We start from the raw sequence: 16,892 nt of genomic DNA, 5'->3' as shown, positions 1-16,892 counted from the left end.
GAGGTTGTTTTAAAAGTCTAAATTCATACTAACTCAGGCGATTCTAAATCGCGGTACATTTTGCACACAGACAAAACTCATGCAGATTATGGTAAAATTGAAATGTACGACTATACTTGTTACCTCTGAGAAGTATGAGCATCTACCCAGATTTTCAAGCACAAGGCTATGATGTTATTAGAGAATTAGGACGCAACCGCGAAGGTGGTAGAATTACTTGGTTAGCAACAAATCTTAACACAAAGCAACCAGAAGTAATCAAACAGTTTTGTTTTGCTCAAGCGGGTGCAAGTTGGTCCGGTTCAGAAGCCCACGCACGAGAAATACAGGTACTTAAAGGATTAAATCATCCTGGTATTCCCAGTTACTTGCATTCCTTTGAAACCTCCGATGGTTTTTGTTTAATTCAAGAGTATATTCATGGTTCTACTTTAGCAGAACCTCGCAGCTTTTCACCAGCAGAAATTAAACAAATTGCAGTTAAGATATTAGAAATTCTGGTATATTTACAAAATCGGATACCGTCGGTAATTCATCGAGATATTAAACCAGAAAACATTTTAGTAGATGAACAAATCAATGTCTATTTAATTGACTTTGGTTTTGCTCGTATTGGTAGTCATGATGTAGCTGGAAGTAGTGTATTTAAAGGAACTCCTGGTTTTATTCCGCCAGAGCAAATGTTTAAACCGACAAATGCTACAGATTTGTATGCTTTGGGTGTAACTTTAATCTGTTTATTGACAGGAATTAAGTCCACAAAAATAGATGAATTACAAGATGCAGATGATCCTTATGTCATTAATTTCCGTCATCTTTTACCCCGGTTGAGTTTGCGGTTTATCGGTTGGTTAGAAAAAATGGTACAACCGAAACAAAAAGACCGATTTACTAATGCAGAAGCAGCTTTAGAATCACTCAAACCCCTTGATGTTATTCGTGTACCAGGGGTTGATTTTAGTGAAACAGTTTTGGAGTTTAAAGCCAATAGGCTGGGGGAAAAATTAAGAAGGGATATTACTATTGAAAATCCCATACCAGATACCTTATTAGAAGGTAAATGGGAAGTTGCACCCCATCCTCAAGACCCTCCCCATACACCAGATCATCATGCTTGGATTTCGGTTAAACCTGCTCAGTTTAGCAGCAATCATATTCGTTTTCAGGTTCAGGTAGATACGAGTAAATTAATGGCAGATAAGCAGTATAAACGTCAATTAATTCTTCATAGTAATGCTTATCCAGCCAGTCATACTTTAACGGTGAAGGTACAAACGGCGGCTTTACCAATTGAGAAGCGAGAAGTACCTTATGCTTGGCTTGCTGGCGTGTTACTAATTTGTACTGTTTTGTCCCTATCTATGGCTTGGTTTATAGCTGTCGCTGGTTTATCGGGGGTAATTGGGGTAGTCATTTCGGTAGTTATAAGGTCAGTTATAGGGTCAGTGATTTGTGCTTTTGGTGGGATGTTCATTGGGCTCATGATTGGCTTTATTCCAGCTATGGTATTTGATAGATATGATCTTACTGATAGCATAACGAGGATTATGACTGGGATTGGGGCTGTTGTTGGGATTCTCGGTGGGGGGGTTTTGGGGTCATACAATGCTGATAGTAAGATTAGCAGTGAGATTGGAATAGGAATTGTAATTTGGATTGTATTTATGATTTTGGCTTTATGGTTGACTTATAGAAATTTGCATGATGAGAACTGGCATAATAAGATTCTGTCTTTACTCTCAGCAGGACTAGGAAGTAGTTTCGGAATAATTTATGGAATAATTTCTATATTTGGATTTCTTAATCCTTACATCTTACTTGCACTAACAGGAACCGGATTACCATTATCGGTCATGCTGCTTTATCCACCCCTAAAAAGACGTAAATTAATTGCTAAATATCGTCAGTCTGAGAAATCTTTAATTAAGCCGTGAAAATGTCAGTCATGTAGGTTGGGTTAAGCGACAGCGCAACCCAACAAAAGATATAATGAAGATGTCTGAATCAGGATATCCAGGATTTAAGGATTTACAGGATGAAGGGATTAATATTTATTGTCTGAATCAGGATATCCAGGATTTAAGGATTTACAGGATGAAGGGATTAAATATTTTTAATGATCACCAAATTCTATTAATCTACCAATTCTGTCAATGATGATAACAAAGCCTGATAGCGTGGCGTATCCCAGGATATATGGAATTCAATTGTTTTCTGAATGAACTATCTTTGAGAAACACACAATTATTTAATTATTCAACTCATCAAAATCCAAATCCATACAAAAATCCTGTAAATCCTTTAATCCTGGACATCCTGATTCAGACAAAAATATTTAATTATTCAACTCATCAAAATCCAAATCTAAACAAAAATCCTGTAAATGCTTTAATCCTGGACATCCTGATGCAGACAAAATATATTGACAAACATAACCAAATTAAATTAACATTGAATTAGATGCTAATTAAAATTACAACCATGATTAACCTTGCTAAAAATATACATTCCCTTGCATGAGAAATATCAAATTATTATCCAACCAGTCATGTAGGTTGGGTTAAGCGACAGCGCAACCCAACAAAAGAATAATATAATGTTGGGTTTTCTCAACCCAACCTAGGTAATGCTATAATCAACAAATAACTACTTGGTATCATATCATGATGATTACTCAAGAATTAGAATGCAAAGAAAACATCTCCCAAGATGTAATATTTCCCCCAAGTGATTTATATAGTGATGAACCGACCGTGGAAACAGAACTACATCTAAGACAAATAATTCTACTTTTCAAATGTCTAGAATGGTTGTGGAAGGATAGAAATGATTTCTATGCTGCGGGAAATCTCACCATTTATTATAGTCCTAATCAGAAAAAATCTGAATATTTTCGAGGTCCTGATTTCTTTGTGGTCTTGGGAACAGAACGCAAAACCCGGAAAAGTTGGGTTGTTTGGGAAGAAGATGGTAAATATCCTAATTTCATTTTAGAAATTCTCTCACCAACTACAGCAAATACAGATAGAGAATACAAAAAAGAACTTTATCAAAATACTTTCCGCACACCTGATTATTTTTGGTTCGACCCTTATACACTAGAATTTGCAGGTTTTCATTTAGTAGACGGAGAATATCAACCTCTAGAAGAAAATCAGCAAGGACATTTGTGGAGTCGTCAGCTAGGTTTATATTTAGGAATTGATCAAGGACTATTACGATATTTTACACCAACAGGAGAGCTAGTTCCCACACCTGAAGAAACCGCAGAAAAAGAAGCGAGAAAATCAGAACGTTTAGCAGCAAAATTGCGGGAATTAAATATAGATCCTGATACCATTTAATCCTGTATTTAAGTATTGGTGAAAATGTAGAAGAACTAATATTAGTTGCTTTGGCTTCAGAAGACAATGAATATCAAGATAGAATAATTTATTTACCCCTACCATAAAAATAACTCAATTGGTAATATAGCTTGGGTTTACCATTCCTTTTTTGGGAATTACCATACAGTTAATTACATCTTAATTGATTGATGAACTATAATAAAATCCTTCTGAAAAAGATAACTTAGATGACAAACCCAGATATAAAGCCCACTGTACAGCTAACTTAGGAAATTTTGTTTTATGTTTGTTCATGACACAAGCCGTCTAGACTGCATAAATGTTAGGATTGCCACAGAGTGAGAAACGCGTAAGAGAAGGAAAAAAAACTGAATGGCAGAATTTGAAAAGTCAATATCCTTTGATGGACGGGATATTCGACTGACGGTTGGCCTACTAGCCCCCCAAGCAGGTGGGTCGGTTTTGATACAATCAGGGGATACAACTGTTTTAGTGACAGCCACAAGGTCAGCAGCCAGGGAAGGTGTTGATTTTTTGCCACTGACGGTAGATTATGAAGAAAGACTGTATGCGGCGGGAAGAATCCCCGGAGGAATTATGCGCCGGGAAGGTCGTCCACCGGAAAAGGCAATTCTTACCAGTCGTCTGATTGACCGCCCGCTGCGTCCCTTATTCCCTTCCTGGTTACGGGATGATTTGCAAGTTGTGGCCTTAACTATGTCCATGGATGAACAAGTCCCTCCCGATGTGTTAGCAGTGACAGGTGCTTCAATTGCTACCCTCATTGCCCAAATTCCATTTAATGGACCAATGGCCGCTGTGCGAGTAGGTTTAGTGGGTGATGATTTTATTATTAACCCAACCTACGCAGAAATTGAAGCGGGAGATTTGGATTTAGTCGTGGCTGGTTCACCAGATGGGGTGATCATGGTGGAAGCCGGTGCAAATCAATTGCCAGAGCGAGATATTATTGAAGCGATTGATTTTGGCTATGAAGCTGTACGGGATTTAATTCAAGCCCAATTAGATTTCCTGGATGAATTAGGTTTAAAACTTGTGCAAGAAGCACCACCCGAACCAGATCAGACCTTAGAAAATTATATCCGCGATCGCGCTAATCAAGAGATTAAGAAAATATTAGCGCAATTTGAGTTAACTAAAACTGATCGTGATATTGCCTTAGATGCAGTTAAGGATAGTATATCTGATGAAATCAAAGCTTTATCAGAAGAAGACCCCATTCGCATCGCCGCAACAGCAGACTCCAACGCCCTTGGTAATACCTTTAAAAGCATTACCAAATACTTCATGCGCCGTCAAATTATCGAAGATAATGTGCGCGTTGATGGGCGTAAACTTGATGAAGTCCGTCCCATATCTTGTCGAGTTGGTATAATACCCAAACGGGTACATGGTAGTGGTTTATTTAACCGGGGACTGACTCAGGTATTATCAATGTGTACCCTTGGTACTCCTGGAGACGCTCAAAATCTTAACGATGACTTGCAACTAGACCAAGCTAAACGTTATCTGCATCACTATAACTTCCCACCCTTCTCCGTCGGCGAAACCAAACCCTTACGCGCCCCCGGTAGAAGAGAAATCGGACATGGTGCATTAGCGGAAAGAGCATTGTTGCCTGTATTGCCACCTAAAGATAAATTTCCCTACGTAATTCGCGTAGTTTCCGAGGTGCTTTCTTCCAACGGTTCTACTTCCATGGGTTCAGTTTGCGGTTCTAGTTTATCCTTGATGGATGCTGGTGTACCAATTACTAAACCCGTCAGCGGTGCGGCCATGGGCTTGATCAAGGAAGGAGACGAAGTGCGAATCCTTACCGATATTCAGGGCATTGAAGACTTTTTAGGTGATATGGACTTCAAAGTTGCCGGTACTGATACTGGGATTACCGCTTTGCAAATGGATATGAAAATATCCGGGTTGTCTTTAGAAGTCATCGCCGACGCTGTCCACCAAGCCAAACCAGCGCGGTTGCACATTCTGGAAAAAATGCTCCAGACTATTGACACCCCCAGAGAAGAAACTTCACCCTATGCCCCCCGCCTGTTGACAATTAAGATCGATCCTGACATGATTGGTCTAGTCATTGGACCTGGTGGTAAAACCATTAAGGGCATCACTGAAGAAACTGGTGCAAAAATTGACATCCAAGATGATGGTACTGTCACTATTTCCGCAGTTGATGAAAATAGGGCTAAGAAAGCGCGGAACATTGTTCAAGGCATGACTCGTAAACTCCATGAAGGTGATGTTTATATCGGTCGTGTGACCCGGATTATACCTATTGGTGCTTTTGTAGAATTTTTGCCCGGAAAAGAAGGCATGATTCACATTTCTCAACTTGCTGACTACCGCGTTGGTAAAGTTGAAGATGAAGTCGCTGTTGGTGATGAGGTGATTGTCAAAGTGCGAGAAATTGACAATAAAGGTCGAATTAACCTCACACGCTTGGGTATTCACCCAGATCAAGCAGCAGCAGCACGAGAAGCAGCAGCGGTAAACCATTAAATCCTCTGTTGGATTTTAGATTTTAGATTACGGATGAATCACAAATCTAAAATCCGCGATGCCTTGCTAGTAGGCATCGCTGTCGTGTTTTTTTAAGCTGTTACGCGGCTAGATTGTACAATCCTAATATGGCTAAATCTTGTGGTGCGGGCTTCCTGCCCGCTATAATTATACAAATTAAATGCAGTACAGCTTATCATTTCTAATACTCTAAAGCTCTTTTTTATCTAACCACAGAGGCACAGAGGACACAGAGGGAAGAAAAAATGCTCAACTAAATTTTATTGGTTTATAATTCTGATTTTTGATTTTTGAACTAATTTGATGACTTTGTTTCTGCTATCTGGAAAATTATCTCCGCTAATGTCTGTAATAATTCTTGCTCATTATAAGGCTTGGAAAAATAAGCTTTTGCCCCTAATTTCATCGCTAATTGACGGTGTTTATTACTACTGCGAGATGTCAGCATAATTACAGGAATATCTCTCAAGTCTCTATTAGCATTAATTCGCTCTAAAAAGCTATAACCATCCATCCTGGGCATTTCAATGTCGCAAATTACCCCTTGGACTTGTAACCCATTTTCTAGCTTTTCTAAGCCATCTTGACCATCTTTTGCTTGTTCTACTTGATACCCACCTTTCTCTAGGGTTAGGGCTAAGTACCGACGCACATTAATGGAGTCATCCACAATCAAAATTTTCCCTTTTTGACGAGGGGGTTTAGTTGAAATTGCTACTTTTGAGGGTTTTAAGAAAGCAGTTTGTAATCTTGTTGTCGGTAACTTACGACTCAGATGGGGAAGTTCACAATTAGTAATCCATAACACTAAATCATTAGTATTAACTAGGGGAACTACCCGACCATCACCCAGAATTGTACAGTTATTAAAACCGCTCGGTAGAGGAATATTACCTTCTACTTGACGAATAGCTACTTCCTGTTCACCCCAGCAGCGTTCTACCTGCACTGCAATCTGTTGATTGTCATGTTTGACTATTAATACACTTATAGCATTAATTATGGGCGGAGTTTCTAATTCTAGATTATTGGAGCGGGGGCAATTAAACTCAAAGTAACTATTTAAACGCAGTAATGGTAATTGCGTATCTTGCCATTTAATCAATTCTTTACCATCCTGGAGAAAGATTGGCTGATTTTCTAGTAAGAAAATTTCCTCTATGACATCTGTATAAAATGCTAAGAGTAGTCCATCGCTCTCTACTAATAAGATTCGCGCTACTGATAAGGTAAATGGTACTGATAAAGTAACTGTCGTCCCCAATCCTTTTTGAGTATCAACGTTTACATCTCCTCGCGCTAATTTGAGGTTATTACGCACTACATCCATTCCCACCCCCCGACCAGATAAAGCTGTTACCTGTTCTGAGGTACTAAACCCTGGTTCAAAAATCAATGATAGTAGTTCCTCATTACTCGCACTCGCTAATAAAGAATCATCTAAACCCATTTTTAAAGCGCGGTGACGAATTTTGTCTAAAGAAATACCTTGACCATCATCACGGATAGTAATCATCGTCCGATTACTATGGTAAAATGCCTTTATTTCAATCAACCCTTGTTCAGGTTTTCCTTGAATTTTACGGGTAACAGGATCTTCGATTCCGTGATCAAAAGCATTGCGTAATAAGTGCATTAAAGGCTCATTTAATGCTTCCAAAATGCTCCTTTCAATTAAAGTATTACCACCTTCAATTCTTAACTGCACATTTTTTCCATACTCCACATTCAAATCTCTAATGGCTCTAGGAAAACGCTCGACTAAATCTGAGAAAGGACGCATTCTCATCTGGGTTAATTGTCTTTGCAATTGTTTAGAAGTTTTATTCAGTTTTCTCGCTATTTGGTCTGTATCATCAACACTTAATTGAATATCACTTGTAACTTCTGCAACTTGCACAATAGTTTCCATGACATCCTGAGATAAGACATCTAATTTCTGATAGTAATCTTGTTCTAAAAAGTGGTTTTCTGCTTCTTGATTATGATGATTTATCAGATGATTATGAGTCATAATTTTTCCATAAGCCGTCCGCAGTTCTTGATTTTCTTGATCAAGAATTTGCACTCGCTGATTTAGACTACGAACCAATTTACGTAATCTTTCCATTTGCACATTCAACCCATTTTTTTGAATAATAATTTCTCCAAATAAATCATGAATTTTTTCTAAGTGTTTCCCTGAAATTCTCACGGTATTTTCATGATTTTCACGTTCTTTATGAGGTAAATTAATATCTCCTTTGCGCTGTTCATTAGATTTATAATCTATATCTAAGAGCGGATTTTTTGAATCCAAAACCCTATCAAAATCAGCAAATTCGACGGCGTTAATTTCTGGAGGTAGTTCTATATCTGCTAATAATTGCCAATCATAACTAACAGTTTTTGATTGATTTACTAAATTATCTTGGGGATTTGATGATAGGTCTTTATGACTATCAACATTATCAGTAATAAACTCACAAAAGTCAATTTTTATTGGTAAATTATTCCCTTGATTACTTAATACTAAAGCTTGAGACTTTCTCCATGATTCTAAAGCTAAATTAGCAATTTCTACACAGCGATGAGGATAGGTTTCTAAGTAATTAATCACTGATTCACATAGTTGGGTAAATGCTTTTAACTGGAGCATTTCTCCTAAGCCACCTAACTCAGTGGCCATGATTAGTAATTCGGATCTTAATCCTGGTTTATGACTATTTTTTAATCGAGATTCTAGAATTTTTAAATATTCTTCAACTTCAGTTTCAAACAACAAAGGGATAAGTTGATTATCTTCTGATGATAGTTCTGATGATAGTAATGTTGTAATATTCTCTGGAGACGGCTCACCTAAACGCTCATAGAGTTGATCAAAAATTGGGTAACAAGATTCTCTTAACCGACTATGATCTAAATTGTTACCCTTTGAAAGTAATTCAACAATGCGTCGTAACCAATCAACACCAGATAGCAATAAACTTTGTAAATTGGTATCGAGTTCTAGAGAATTTTTCTCAGTCTTTAAAACTTTAAAAGCATCTTCTAGACGGTGAGCTAAATCACTTAATACACTAAATCCCATCATGGCCGCCCCACCTTTAATAGAATGAGCGGCTCGCATTGCAGCATTAATTTTTTCTAATTCCATGCGGTTGCTGCTGTCAATTCCCAACAATATCCCTTCTAAAATGTTGAGATAATCAGTTGCTTCTTCCAAAAATTGCATCTGGATTTCCAATTCTTTATCTTTGGTCATTAGTTATTATTCCTTAGTCATTAGTTATTAATTTCAAAATCAGGATATCAATTAGCTTTAAAAGTCTCAACAGTCTCTTTTAACTGCTGAGAAATATCTACTGCTTTTTGCAAAGATTGAGAAATTTGGCGGTAATTATCACGGTTAAATGTTGATATATTGGTAATATCCTTAACAGTTTGAATAACAATTTCTGATGTTTGTATTTGAGATGTAGTAGCACTTAAAATTGACTGCACTAAGGTATCTATTTGCCCTGATACATTAACAATTTGCTGTAAGCTTTCCTTGGCATTTTTGAGAATATGGCTACTTTCAACCACTTGATTAGTTCCTGTTGTCATCCCTTGTATTATTTCACCAGTTTCTCGTTGAATTTTAGCAATTATTTCCTCAGTTTCTTGGGTTGCAGTTGCAATTCTAGCGGCTAATTCTCCTACTTCCTCCGCTACTACAGCGAAACCTTGACCCTCTTCCCCGGCTCTTGCCGCTTCAATTCCGGCATTAATTGCTAATAAATTAGTTTGCATAGCAATTTGATTAATTACAGAAACTACACGAGAAATCTGTTGAGAAGATTCTCCTAAGCGTTTTACTTTTTTAACTATTTCCGAAACTGTTTCTTGGACTAAAAAAATGTTTTGCAATGTTAAATCCATTGCTGCTCCAGTTTCCGTAGCTGCATAGTTAGCATTGTTAATAATTGTGACAGCTTGCTGTGCTATATTAGCTATAGATTGAATAGCAATAGTCATATTATCAATTGTTTCTAAGCTACGGTTATTTTGTTCAGATTCTATAACTGCTTCTGTGGTTAATTTTTGAAGAAATACATTTATTTCATCAACAGCTTGTTGAATTTGGTTCACAATATGCTGAAGATTATTTGGCAAATCCTGCCGTTCTCCAGTGTCTTGATCATTGTTTAATCTACTATTTGCTTTTAACTTTTTTATCTCTATATTCTCCCGGACTAACCAACCTACAAATAATGTCATCATTAACCCAACTGCCGAGGTTGTAATAGCAATTAATAGTAAAAATTCCTTTTGTGGCTTAAAGGCGATCGCTGTATCTTTAGCAACAATTAACCACCAGTTGATATCTGGTGAATCTGATAATTTTCTCAATGGTACATAAGTAATTAGTTGCTGATTTTGCTGATTTTGGGAAACTTCTGTAAATGTCTGAATATCTTTAGCACCTAAAACCTTAGCTAAACTAGGATAAATATCCTGAGTATCTTCACCAAATAAATTTTGATTAGTTCCTATCAAAATTCTCCCTTTTTCATCTAAAAAATAATATTCCTGGCTATCACTATCATCTGTATGACTTTTGACTAATTTTTCTAAAAATTTTAAAGGTGTACGGGTTCTGACTATACCAATAGTATTACCCTTGACTCTATCTTTAATTGGTGCAGCTACATAAATCACCGCGCCTATATTTTTAACTATTTCTGGTTGACTAATAATAGGGGTATCTTGTTTAATTACCTCTTGGAAATAGATCAGTTTTTTTTCTGGACTTAGAGATTCTCCTCCTGATTTCATAATCACTTTTCCATTGAGATCAAATACAGCCACGCTATCATAAACCTTACCAGTTTTTCTCAAGCTATCTAAGGCTTCTTGTGTTTTTATATTAATTATGCTGATATCAATTTTGTCTTTTTTGCTAGATTTTTCTGTTTTTGCGTTACTAGAATCACTTAATAATTTTATATTAGACAATCCCTGAATATCTTCATAGCGTTTTCCCATAAAACTATTAACCTCATCACTTAAGCTCATTGCCTTAGTTTCTTGGGATATAATAATTTGTTTAGTAATCAACTTGCTACCAAAAATATAAGCTATCGCCCCAATTCCCAATATCGGTAAAGTCCCAATAACTAAAGATAAAATGATGGCTTTTATACTCAATTTAAATTCGCGTAAATATTTCAATTTCAATCCATGATCCAAATTCGGCGCGTAACTAGAATTTTCTCCCTGACTATCAATAACTTTGGCTGGAGAAATTAAAGGTGCTTTATTTTGAGAATCACCGCTTTTTCTGATTTCATTTTTCTTCAACATACTATCCTCACACTAAATCCATAAAACAAAAACATTTAAACCCGATTTTCTAGGCATTAAGCATTAATTTTAGTCAACACAGAGAATAGCCGACTCTAAAATATGTACAGCATCCAATACTAATAATATTTCTTCTTGTTCCACTACACAACCACATAAATAAGGTACTAAACTAGATGCTACTTGTCCCACAGGAGAACGAATATCATCAGCAATAAACTTAGTTGTTCCTTGAATTTCTTGGACAACTAAACCTAGAATCATTGATTCTATTTGAATAACAATGATATTATATTGATGTAACTGATGATCAAGGTATTCTAAATTAAACATTTTCGGTAAATCAACTACCCAAATTATATGACTGCGCCAATTCATCAATCCTAATATACAAGCAGGCATATTGGGAATAGCTGTCACCGATGTCATGGGTACAATAATTGCCTCTTGGGTATGAGCAATGGATAAAATAGCGCCCGTTTGTTGATTGAGTTGAAATTTAAGATAGCCATTTTCACTACTGTTATATATGGCTTGATGGTTAAAATCAAGTTGCAATTTTTTCATGGCTGGAGCGAGGATTATTAAAATTAATTTATTTTGGTTTTATAAGATAATTCCAAGTTGCAAAATCAATATTTTTTCAAATCACGTCTAAAAGGATGTTTCTCAAGTAGAAATTAATACAATTTTTAGCAATTAGAAACCGCTTCTACGCAGGTTAAAGATACTGATTTTTAATTATTCCATACAGGTAGATTTAGTTTGTGTACTAGCCTTCGCTCTTGTCGTGGCAAAGCCTTATAGATTCGCCCAATACTTTTAAAACATCTTCTAAATACACTTGAATTTTAAATTACCCAGATTGTAGACTCAAACACTTGTGATCTGCTGATGGATATTTGAGCAAACTCTTGTGGGGTGAGAATCTTGCCTGCTTTAATTTGAAATAAATTTGAAATACAGTATATTGCAAGTGAATGAGGCAGAAGTTTGAATCACAAAGCCTTGCAGCTACATGGTTTGATTGCTGACCGCTAACTGCTGATAGCTGCTGTAAATCTGACAGAAAACTCAGTGAATTATTTTACCACTATTCCTGCCAAAAATTGCCAGAAAAATTAGCATCAAAAAATATAATAACTGTGTGATTACCAATTCCATAAATCGGAGCGGCGGGATTCGAACCCACGACCTCCACTACCCCAAAGTGGCGCGCTACCAAGCTGCGCTACGCCCCGTAACTATAAACCTAAAATTTTTAGACTTTTGGAGTGGGGATTATACCAAATTTGAGAGTCTAAAAACTAATTAAGTCACTCTAACGAGTCTATCATAAGGTTAAGGAAAATGGCAAGGGGTTTTTCAAAAAACTTTTAGCATTCCTATTGCTTGCAACAAACCAGACACGGCAGCAGCTTCCCATTTACCCTCTGTACCCCGTCCTGTATTCAGGATAAAGCGGAGATTGTAGGACTGGGGATAACCTTCCACCTCCATCCATAATAAATCACTTTCCGCCTCACAGGCAATTTTTTCTTCCTCCATTAATTCTATAGCTAGATGCTTCATAGTATCTGCAAGCTGATGCAAAAGGCGACAAAATTCATTTAATTCCGCTTCTGTTAATTCAATCGCCCAATCTTCTGTACCAACTAATCCTTTGAATTGTAGTGCATCTGGGTTCCAACCTAAGCGCCAACCCGTACCACTTTTGATAACTCGTTCCATAACTACATAAACTACATATTTTGAAACTACTACTATTGTTGATCAGTCTGTTGCAATCTGTTAATTAACCCAAATCTCAAATCTCAAATCCAAAATGCTATAATTTTGTAGCGATCGCGTTAGAATCTTGGCCAAACTATTTAATCGACGTTCCTATTCGCACACTTTGCGGTTAAGATAGTATATTCGTTCTATTAAAACTCCCGTCCCAGCAATTTTGAAAAATCCTATACTTTAGAGGCAAGAATGGCAGCTAATACCGAGACTTCTGGCAAGCAAAAAGCGTTAAATATCGTACTTGGACAAATTGAGCGTAGCTTCGGTAAAGGAGCAATCATGCGCCTGGGTGATGCTACCCGCATGAAGGTAGAAACAATATCTACCGGTGCGCTTACCCTAGATTTAGCCTTGGGAGGAGGTTTACCCAAAGGACGGATAATTGAGATTTACGGACCAGAAAGTTCTGGTAAAACTACCGTTGCTCTCCATGCTTTGGCAGAAGTCCAGAGAAATGGGGGTATTGCGGCATTTGTAGACGCTGAACACGCCCTAGATCCAACTTACGCAGCCGCATTGGGTGTAGATATTGAAAACTTGCTTGTTTCCCAACCAGACACCGGCGAATCAGCATTAGAAATAGTTGATCAACTTGTGCGTTCTGCCGCTGTTGATATTGTCATTATTGACTCCGTAGCTGCCCTAGTCCCCCGCGCTGAAATTGAAGGGGATATGGGTGATATTCACGTGGGTTTACAAGCTCGCTTAATGAGCCAAGCCTTACGTAAGATAACAGGTAATATTGGTAAATCTGGATGCACAGTTATTTTCATTAACCAGTTGCGGCAAAAAATCGGTGTCACCTATGGTAGTCCAGAAACCACAACGGGTGGTAATGCGCTGAAATTTTACGCTTCTGTACGCTTGGATATTCGCAGAATTCAAACCTTAAAAAAAGGTACGGATGAATTTGGCAACCGCGTGAAAGTGAAAGTAGCTAAAAATAAAGTTGCACCACCTTTCAGAATTGCCGAATTTGATATTATCTTTGGTAAAGGGATTTCTACCCTGGGTTGTTTAGTAGATATAGCCGAAGAAACTGGAGTTCTTTTGCGTAAAGGTGCTTGGTATAGCTACAATGGTGAAAACATTTCCCAAGGTAGAGATAACGCCATTAAATACTTAGAAGAAAAACCAGACTTTGTAGCCAAAGTTAAAGAACAAGTTCTGGAAAAACTAGATAAAGGTGCAGTAGTTTCTGCTAATTCTGTCACCCAACCCCATGACATTGAAGAGGAAGAAGAAATTGACTTAGAAGAATAGACAAAAAATAGAGATGTTACTACTAACATCTCTAAAGTAAAAATCTTCTCAAACTCTTGTTATGCGCGTCTGTAGCGCCTCTACGTCAAAAAAATTCTTTACTTTATCAAAGCCCAATTTTTAATCACACTCACTAATTCACTAGGATGATGAATTAAAAAATCTGGGTTTTGTTTACCTAGTGCTTCAGAAGAATTAAACCCCCAACTGACCGCAATTACCTTGATATTCGCCTTCTTAGCAGATTCCACATCTCTAGTTTCATCTCCTACATAAATCACTGACTCTGGTTTAAACTGTTTTTGACGCAAGACATTATTAATAATTGTGGTTTTGCCAAAAATAGTTACTCCTGAATAAATAAAATCAAACAAGTGATCCAACTTATGACACTTGAGAAATTCATGCACATTGTCTTGAGAGTTAGAAGTAATAATTCCCAAGTGATAACCTTGCTCATGAAGTTCTACTAATGCGGCTTTAATTCCATTAATAAGTTGCAATTCGTGGATTTTATGCTTTAATTCTCCTTTTACTTTTTTGACAAGAAAAGGGATTTTGAATAGTGAAACACCGGAATATTTGATAATCTCTCTGGCTGGTAAGTTTCTGAGTAGTGCTAATTCTTGGGAATTGATCGGAATATATCCAAATTCCCCGGCTAAACGATTGGCAATAGTTACAAGAGCATCTACTGTATCAGCAATCGTCCCATCAAAATCAAAAATTATTACTTTCTGGGTCATTATTATGCTTGGATACGTCAAGATTAGCGCGAGCATTACGTCGTAGCATTTCTGGTTTAATGCGCCGCAAGGCTGATGCTGTGAATCTTTTATCCCACTCCTCATCTGATATTTGTGCCAATTCTACCAGCTTGGGGTGCAAATTTTGAGGATAAGGATGAAAATCAGTTACATCAGTCACTTGAGCAAACCGTTGATTCCAAGGACAAACATCTTGACAAATATCGCAACCTGCTACCCATCCTTGTAAATGAGGTTTAATGTCTGCTGGTAGCTCTTGATCCCGATTCTCTATGGTGTGATAGGCAATGCAGCGATTAGCGTCTATCACAAAGGGTTCAGTAATTGCACCTGTGGGACAAGCTTGTAAACAACGAGTACAAGTCCCGCAATGTTGCGTACTCGGTTGATCTTTTTCTAACTCTAGATTAGTTAATACTTCTCCTAAAAACACCCAAGAACCATATTTCCTGGTAATAACATTACCATTTTTAGCAATCCAACCAATCCCAGCTTTTTCAGCCCAAAGTTTATCTTGGATTGGTCCTGTATCTGCATAATAACGCGCTTTTATATCCGTACCCAGAGATTCTAGCCAACTAGCCAATTCCTTCAGCTTTTTGTGCATGACTCTATGATAATCCCGACCCCAGCCATAGCGAGAAATTTTCCCATATTCATCCCCCTGGGGACGTGCCTGGGGAGTATAGTAATTCAATGCTACAGATACAAGCGATTTCACTTCCGGCATAACTAAACTAATATTCTCACGCCGGGGATTTTTCATCCATTCCATATCAGCGTGATAACCCATTTTTAGCCAATCTCTCAATTTTTGTATTTCTGTCGCTTCTAAATCAGCCACAGCAGCAATTCCCACCTCATGAAATCCCAACTCTTTGGCCTTTGCTTTCACCACTATGCTGTTAATTGATGTACATTCATTCATTTTTCTTATGGGAAATTTAGCAAAGACAAAAGGGATGATCAGTATATTATCAGGCCAGGCTATGATCCCCTAGTTTACTATTCCTGATTACACATATATGTAAATTTTATTTGCAATTTGTTAAGAAATAATGCAATATGGGATGGAAGAGGTCAAGCAACCCAGAGTGATTAACCTCCTGACTTAATTCATAGACCTTGGAGAAATTATGACATTCACCTCTGATTCAGCTTCAACCAGATTTTCTGGAACTTTCAATTATCAAACCACCGACGCTATCCCCGCGACCATTGCTGTATTCAAAGCTCTGAGCATAGATGATCAACTGGCAGTTCTTTGGTATGCCTACACAGAAATGGGTCGCTCTATTACACCGGCAGCTACAGGTGCAGCGCGTCTGCAACTGGCAGAAGGTCTTTTAAATCAAATTAAACAAATGTCCCACCCAGAGCAGTTAGAAGTCATGCGCGACTTGGCTGCTCAAAGGAATACCCCCATTTCCCGCGCCTATGGTATTCTCAGCGTCAACACCAAGTTGGCCTTCTGGTACGAATTATCAGAATTAATGGTGAAAGGCTTTGTTATTCCCGTACCAGCCGGTTATCAACTGTCCCGCGACGGTTCACGAGTTTTAGAAACCTTAAAAGAATTAGATTTTGGTCAACAAATTACTGTTTTGCGGAAAGTAGTCTCAGATATGGGTGTAGACCCCTTAGCTGATTAGATTTTGGATTTTAGATTTTGGATTTTAGATTTTGGATTTTAGATTTTGGATTTTAGATTTTGGATTTTAGATTTTAAATTCCCCTCAAAGGATTTAACAATTTCTATATCCTCATAGCCTCAATATTTGACCATTTTAGAAGTTACGCAACTGTCACAATAATATCCATAAATAGTCAGTTGCGTAATATCACTTTT

11 protein-coding genes and 1 tRNA gene are annotated in these 16,892 nt (G+C 37.4%); 5 read left to right on the top strand and 7 right to left on the bottom strand.

Going from position 1 to position 16,892, the window contains the following annotated elements:
* The first annotated feature begins 134 nt into the window (after nt 1–134).
* The 3 genes from H6F39_RS15220 to H6F39_RS15210 all read left to right on the top strand — a co-directional run bounded on the left by H6F39_RS15220 (nt 135) and on the right by H6F39_RS15210 (nt 5,876).
* Nucleotides 135–1,934, top strand: a complete 1,800-nt coding sequence (locus H6F39_RS15220; RefSeq protein ID WP_190396958.1) for a serine/threonine-protein kinase — start codon at nt 135–137, stop codon at nt 1,932–1,934.
* A 729-nt stretch (nt 1,935–2,663) separates the two neighbouring features.
* Nucleotides 2,664–3,344 carry a Uma2 family endonuclease gene (locus H6F39_RS15215; protein ID WP_137907829.1) on the top strand — a complete coding sequence of 227 codons (681 nt, stop codon included), beginning with the start codon at nt 2,664–2,666 and terminating at the stop codon, nt 3,342–3,344.
* Between the two features lie 375 nt (nt 3,345–3,719).
* Nucleotides 3,720–5,876, top strand: a complete 2,157-nt coding sequence (locus H6F39_RS15210) for a polyribonucleotide nucleotidyltransferase (protein WP_137907828.1) — start codon at nt 3,720–3,722, stop codon at nt 5,874–5,876.
* A gap of 316 nt (nt 5,877–6,192) precedes the next feature.
* Here H6F39_RS15210 and H6F39_RS15205 read toward each other — a convergent pair whose 3' ends face one another.
* From H6F39_RS15205 to H6F39_RS15185, 5 genes are all read right to left on the bottom strand, one after another.
* Nucleotides 6,193–9,141, bottom strand: coding sequence for a response regulator (locus tag H6F39_RS15205; protein WP_190396957.1), 2,949 nt, complete (start codon nt 9,139–9,141; stop codon nt 6,193–6,195).
* 47 nt (nt 9,142–9,188) lie between these two features.
* Nucleotides 9,189–11,225, bottom strand: coding sequence for a methyl-accepting chemotaxis protein (locus H6F39_RS15200; RefSeq protein ID WP_190396956.1), 2,037 nt, complete (start codon nt 11,223–11,225; stop codon nt 9,189–9,191).
* A gap of 69 nt (nt 11,226–11,294) precedes the next feature.
* Nucleotides 11,295–11,792: a chemotaxis protein CheW gene (locus H6F39_RS15195; RefSeq protein WP_137907825.1), complete on the bottom strand. Its 498-nt coding sequence runs from the start codon at nt 11,790–11,792 to the stop codon at nt 11,295–11,297.
* Between the two features lie 600 nt (nt 11,793–12,392).
* Nucleotides 12,393–12,466 (bottom strand) — tRNA-Pro (locus H6F39_RS15190).
* A 124-nt stretch (nt 12,467–12,590) separates the two neighbouring features.
* Nucleotides 12,591–12,956, bottom strand: a complete 366-nt coding sequence (locus H6F39_RS15185; protein ID WP_137907824.1) for a DUF1818 family protein — start codon at nt 12,954–12,956, stop codon at nt 12,591–12,593.
* 246 nt (nt 12,957–13,202) lie between these two features.
* Here H6F39_RS15185 and recA point away from each other — a divergent pair, with 246 nt between their 5' ends.
* Nucleotides 13,203–14,276, top strand: a complete 1,074-nt coding sequence (recA, locus tag H6F39_RS15180) for a recombinase RecA (protein WP_028090272.1) — start codon at nt 13,203–13,205, stop codon at nt 14,274–14,276.
* 98 nt (nt 14,277–14,374) lie between these two features.
* Here the strand turns inward: recA and H6F39_RS15175 are convergent, their stop codons facing one another.
* A complete protein-coding gene (locus H6F39_RS15175; RefSeq protein WP_190372544.1) occupies nt 14,375–15,022 on the bottom strand; it encodes an HAD-IA family hydrolase in 648 nt (215 codons plus the stop codon).
* Entirely contained in the window at nt 14,997–15,971 is a 975-nt protein-coding gene (queG, locus tag H6F39_RS15170; RefSeq protein ID WP_190396955.1) for a tRNA epoxyqueuosine(34) reductase QueG, read from the bottom strand. The genes H6F39_RS15175 and queG overlap by 26 nt, the downstream gene beginning before the upstream one ends.
* A 208-nt stretch (nt 15,972–16,179) precedes the next feature.
* Here queG and H6F39_RS15165 point away from each other — a divergent pair, with 208 nt between their 5' ends.
* The gene (locus tag H6F39_RS15165; protein ID WP_137907821.1) at nt 16,180–16,695 is read left to right on the top strand and encodes an orange carotenoid protein N-terminal domain-containing protein; all 516 of its coding nucleotides are present in this window, start codon (nt 16,180–16,182) and stop codon (nt 16,693–16,695) included.
* The last annotated feature ends 197 nt before the right edge of the window (nt 16,696–16,892 follow it).

This window comes from Dolichospermum sp. FACHB-1250 (assembly GCF_014696335.1).
In the GTDB taxonomy this organism is placed as follows: Bacteria; Cyanobacteriota; Cyanobacteriia; order Cyanobacteriales; family Nostocaceae; genus Dolichospermum; species Dolichospermum planctonicum.
This window is presented reverse-complemented; position numbering and strand designations above follow the sequence as displayed.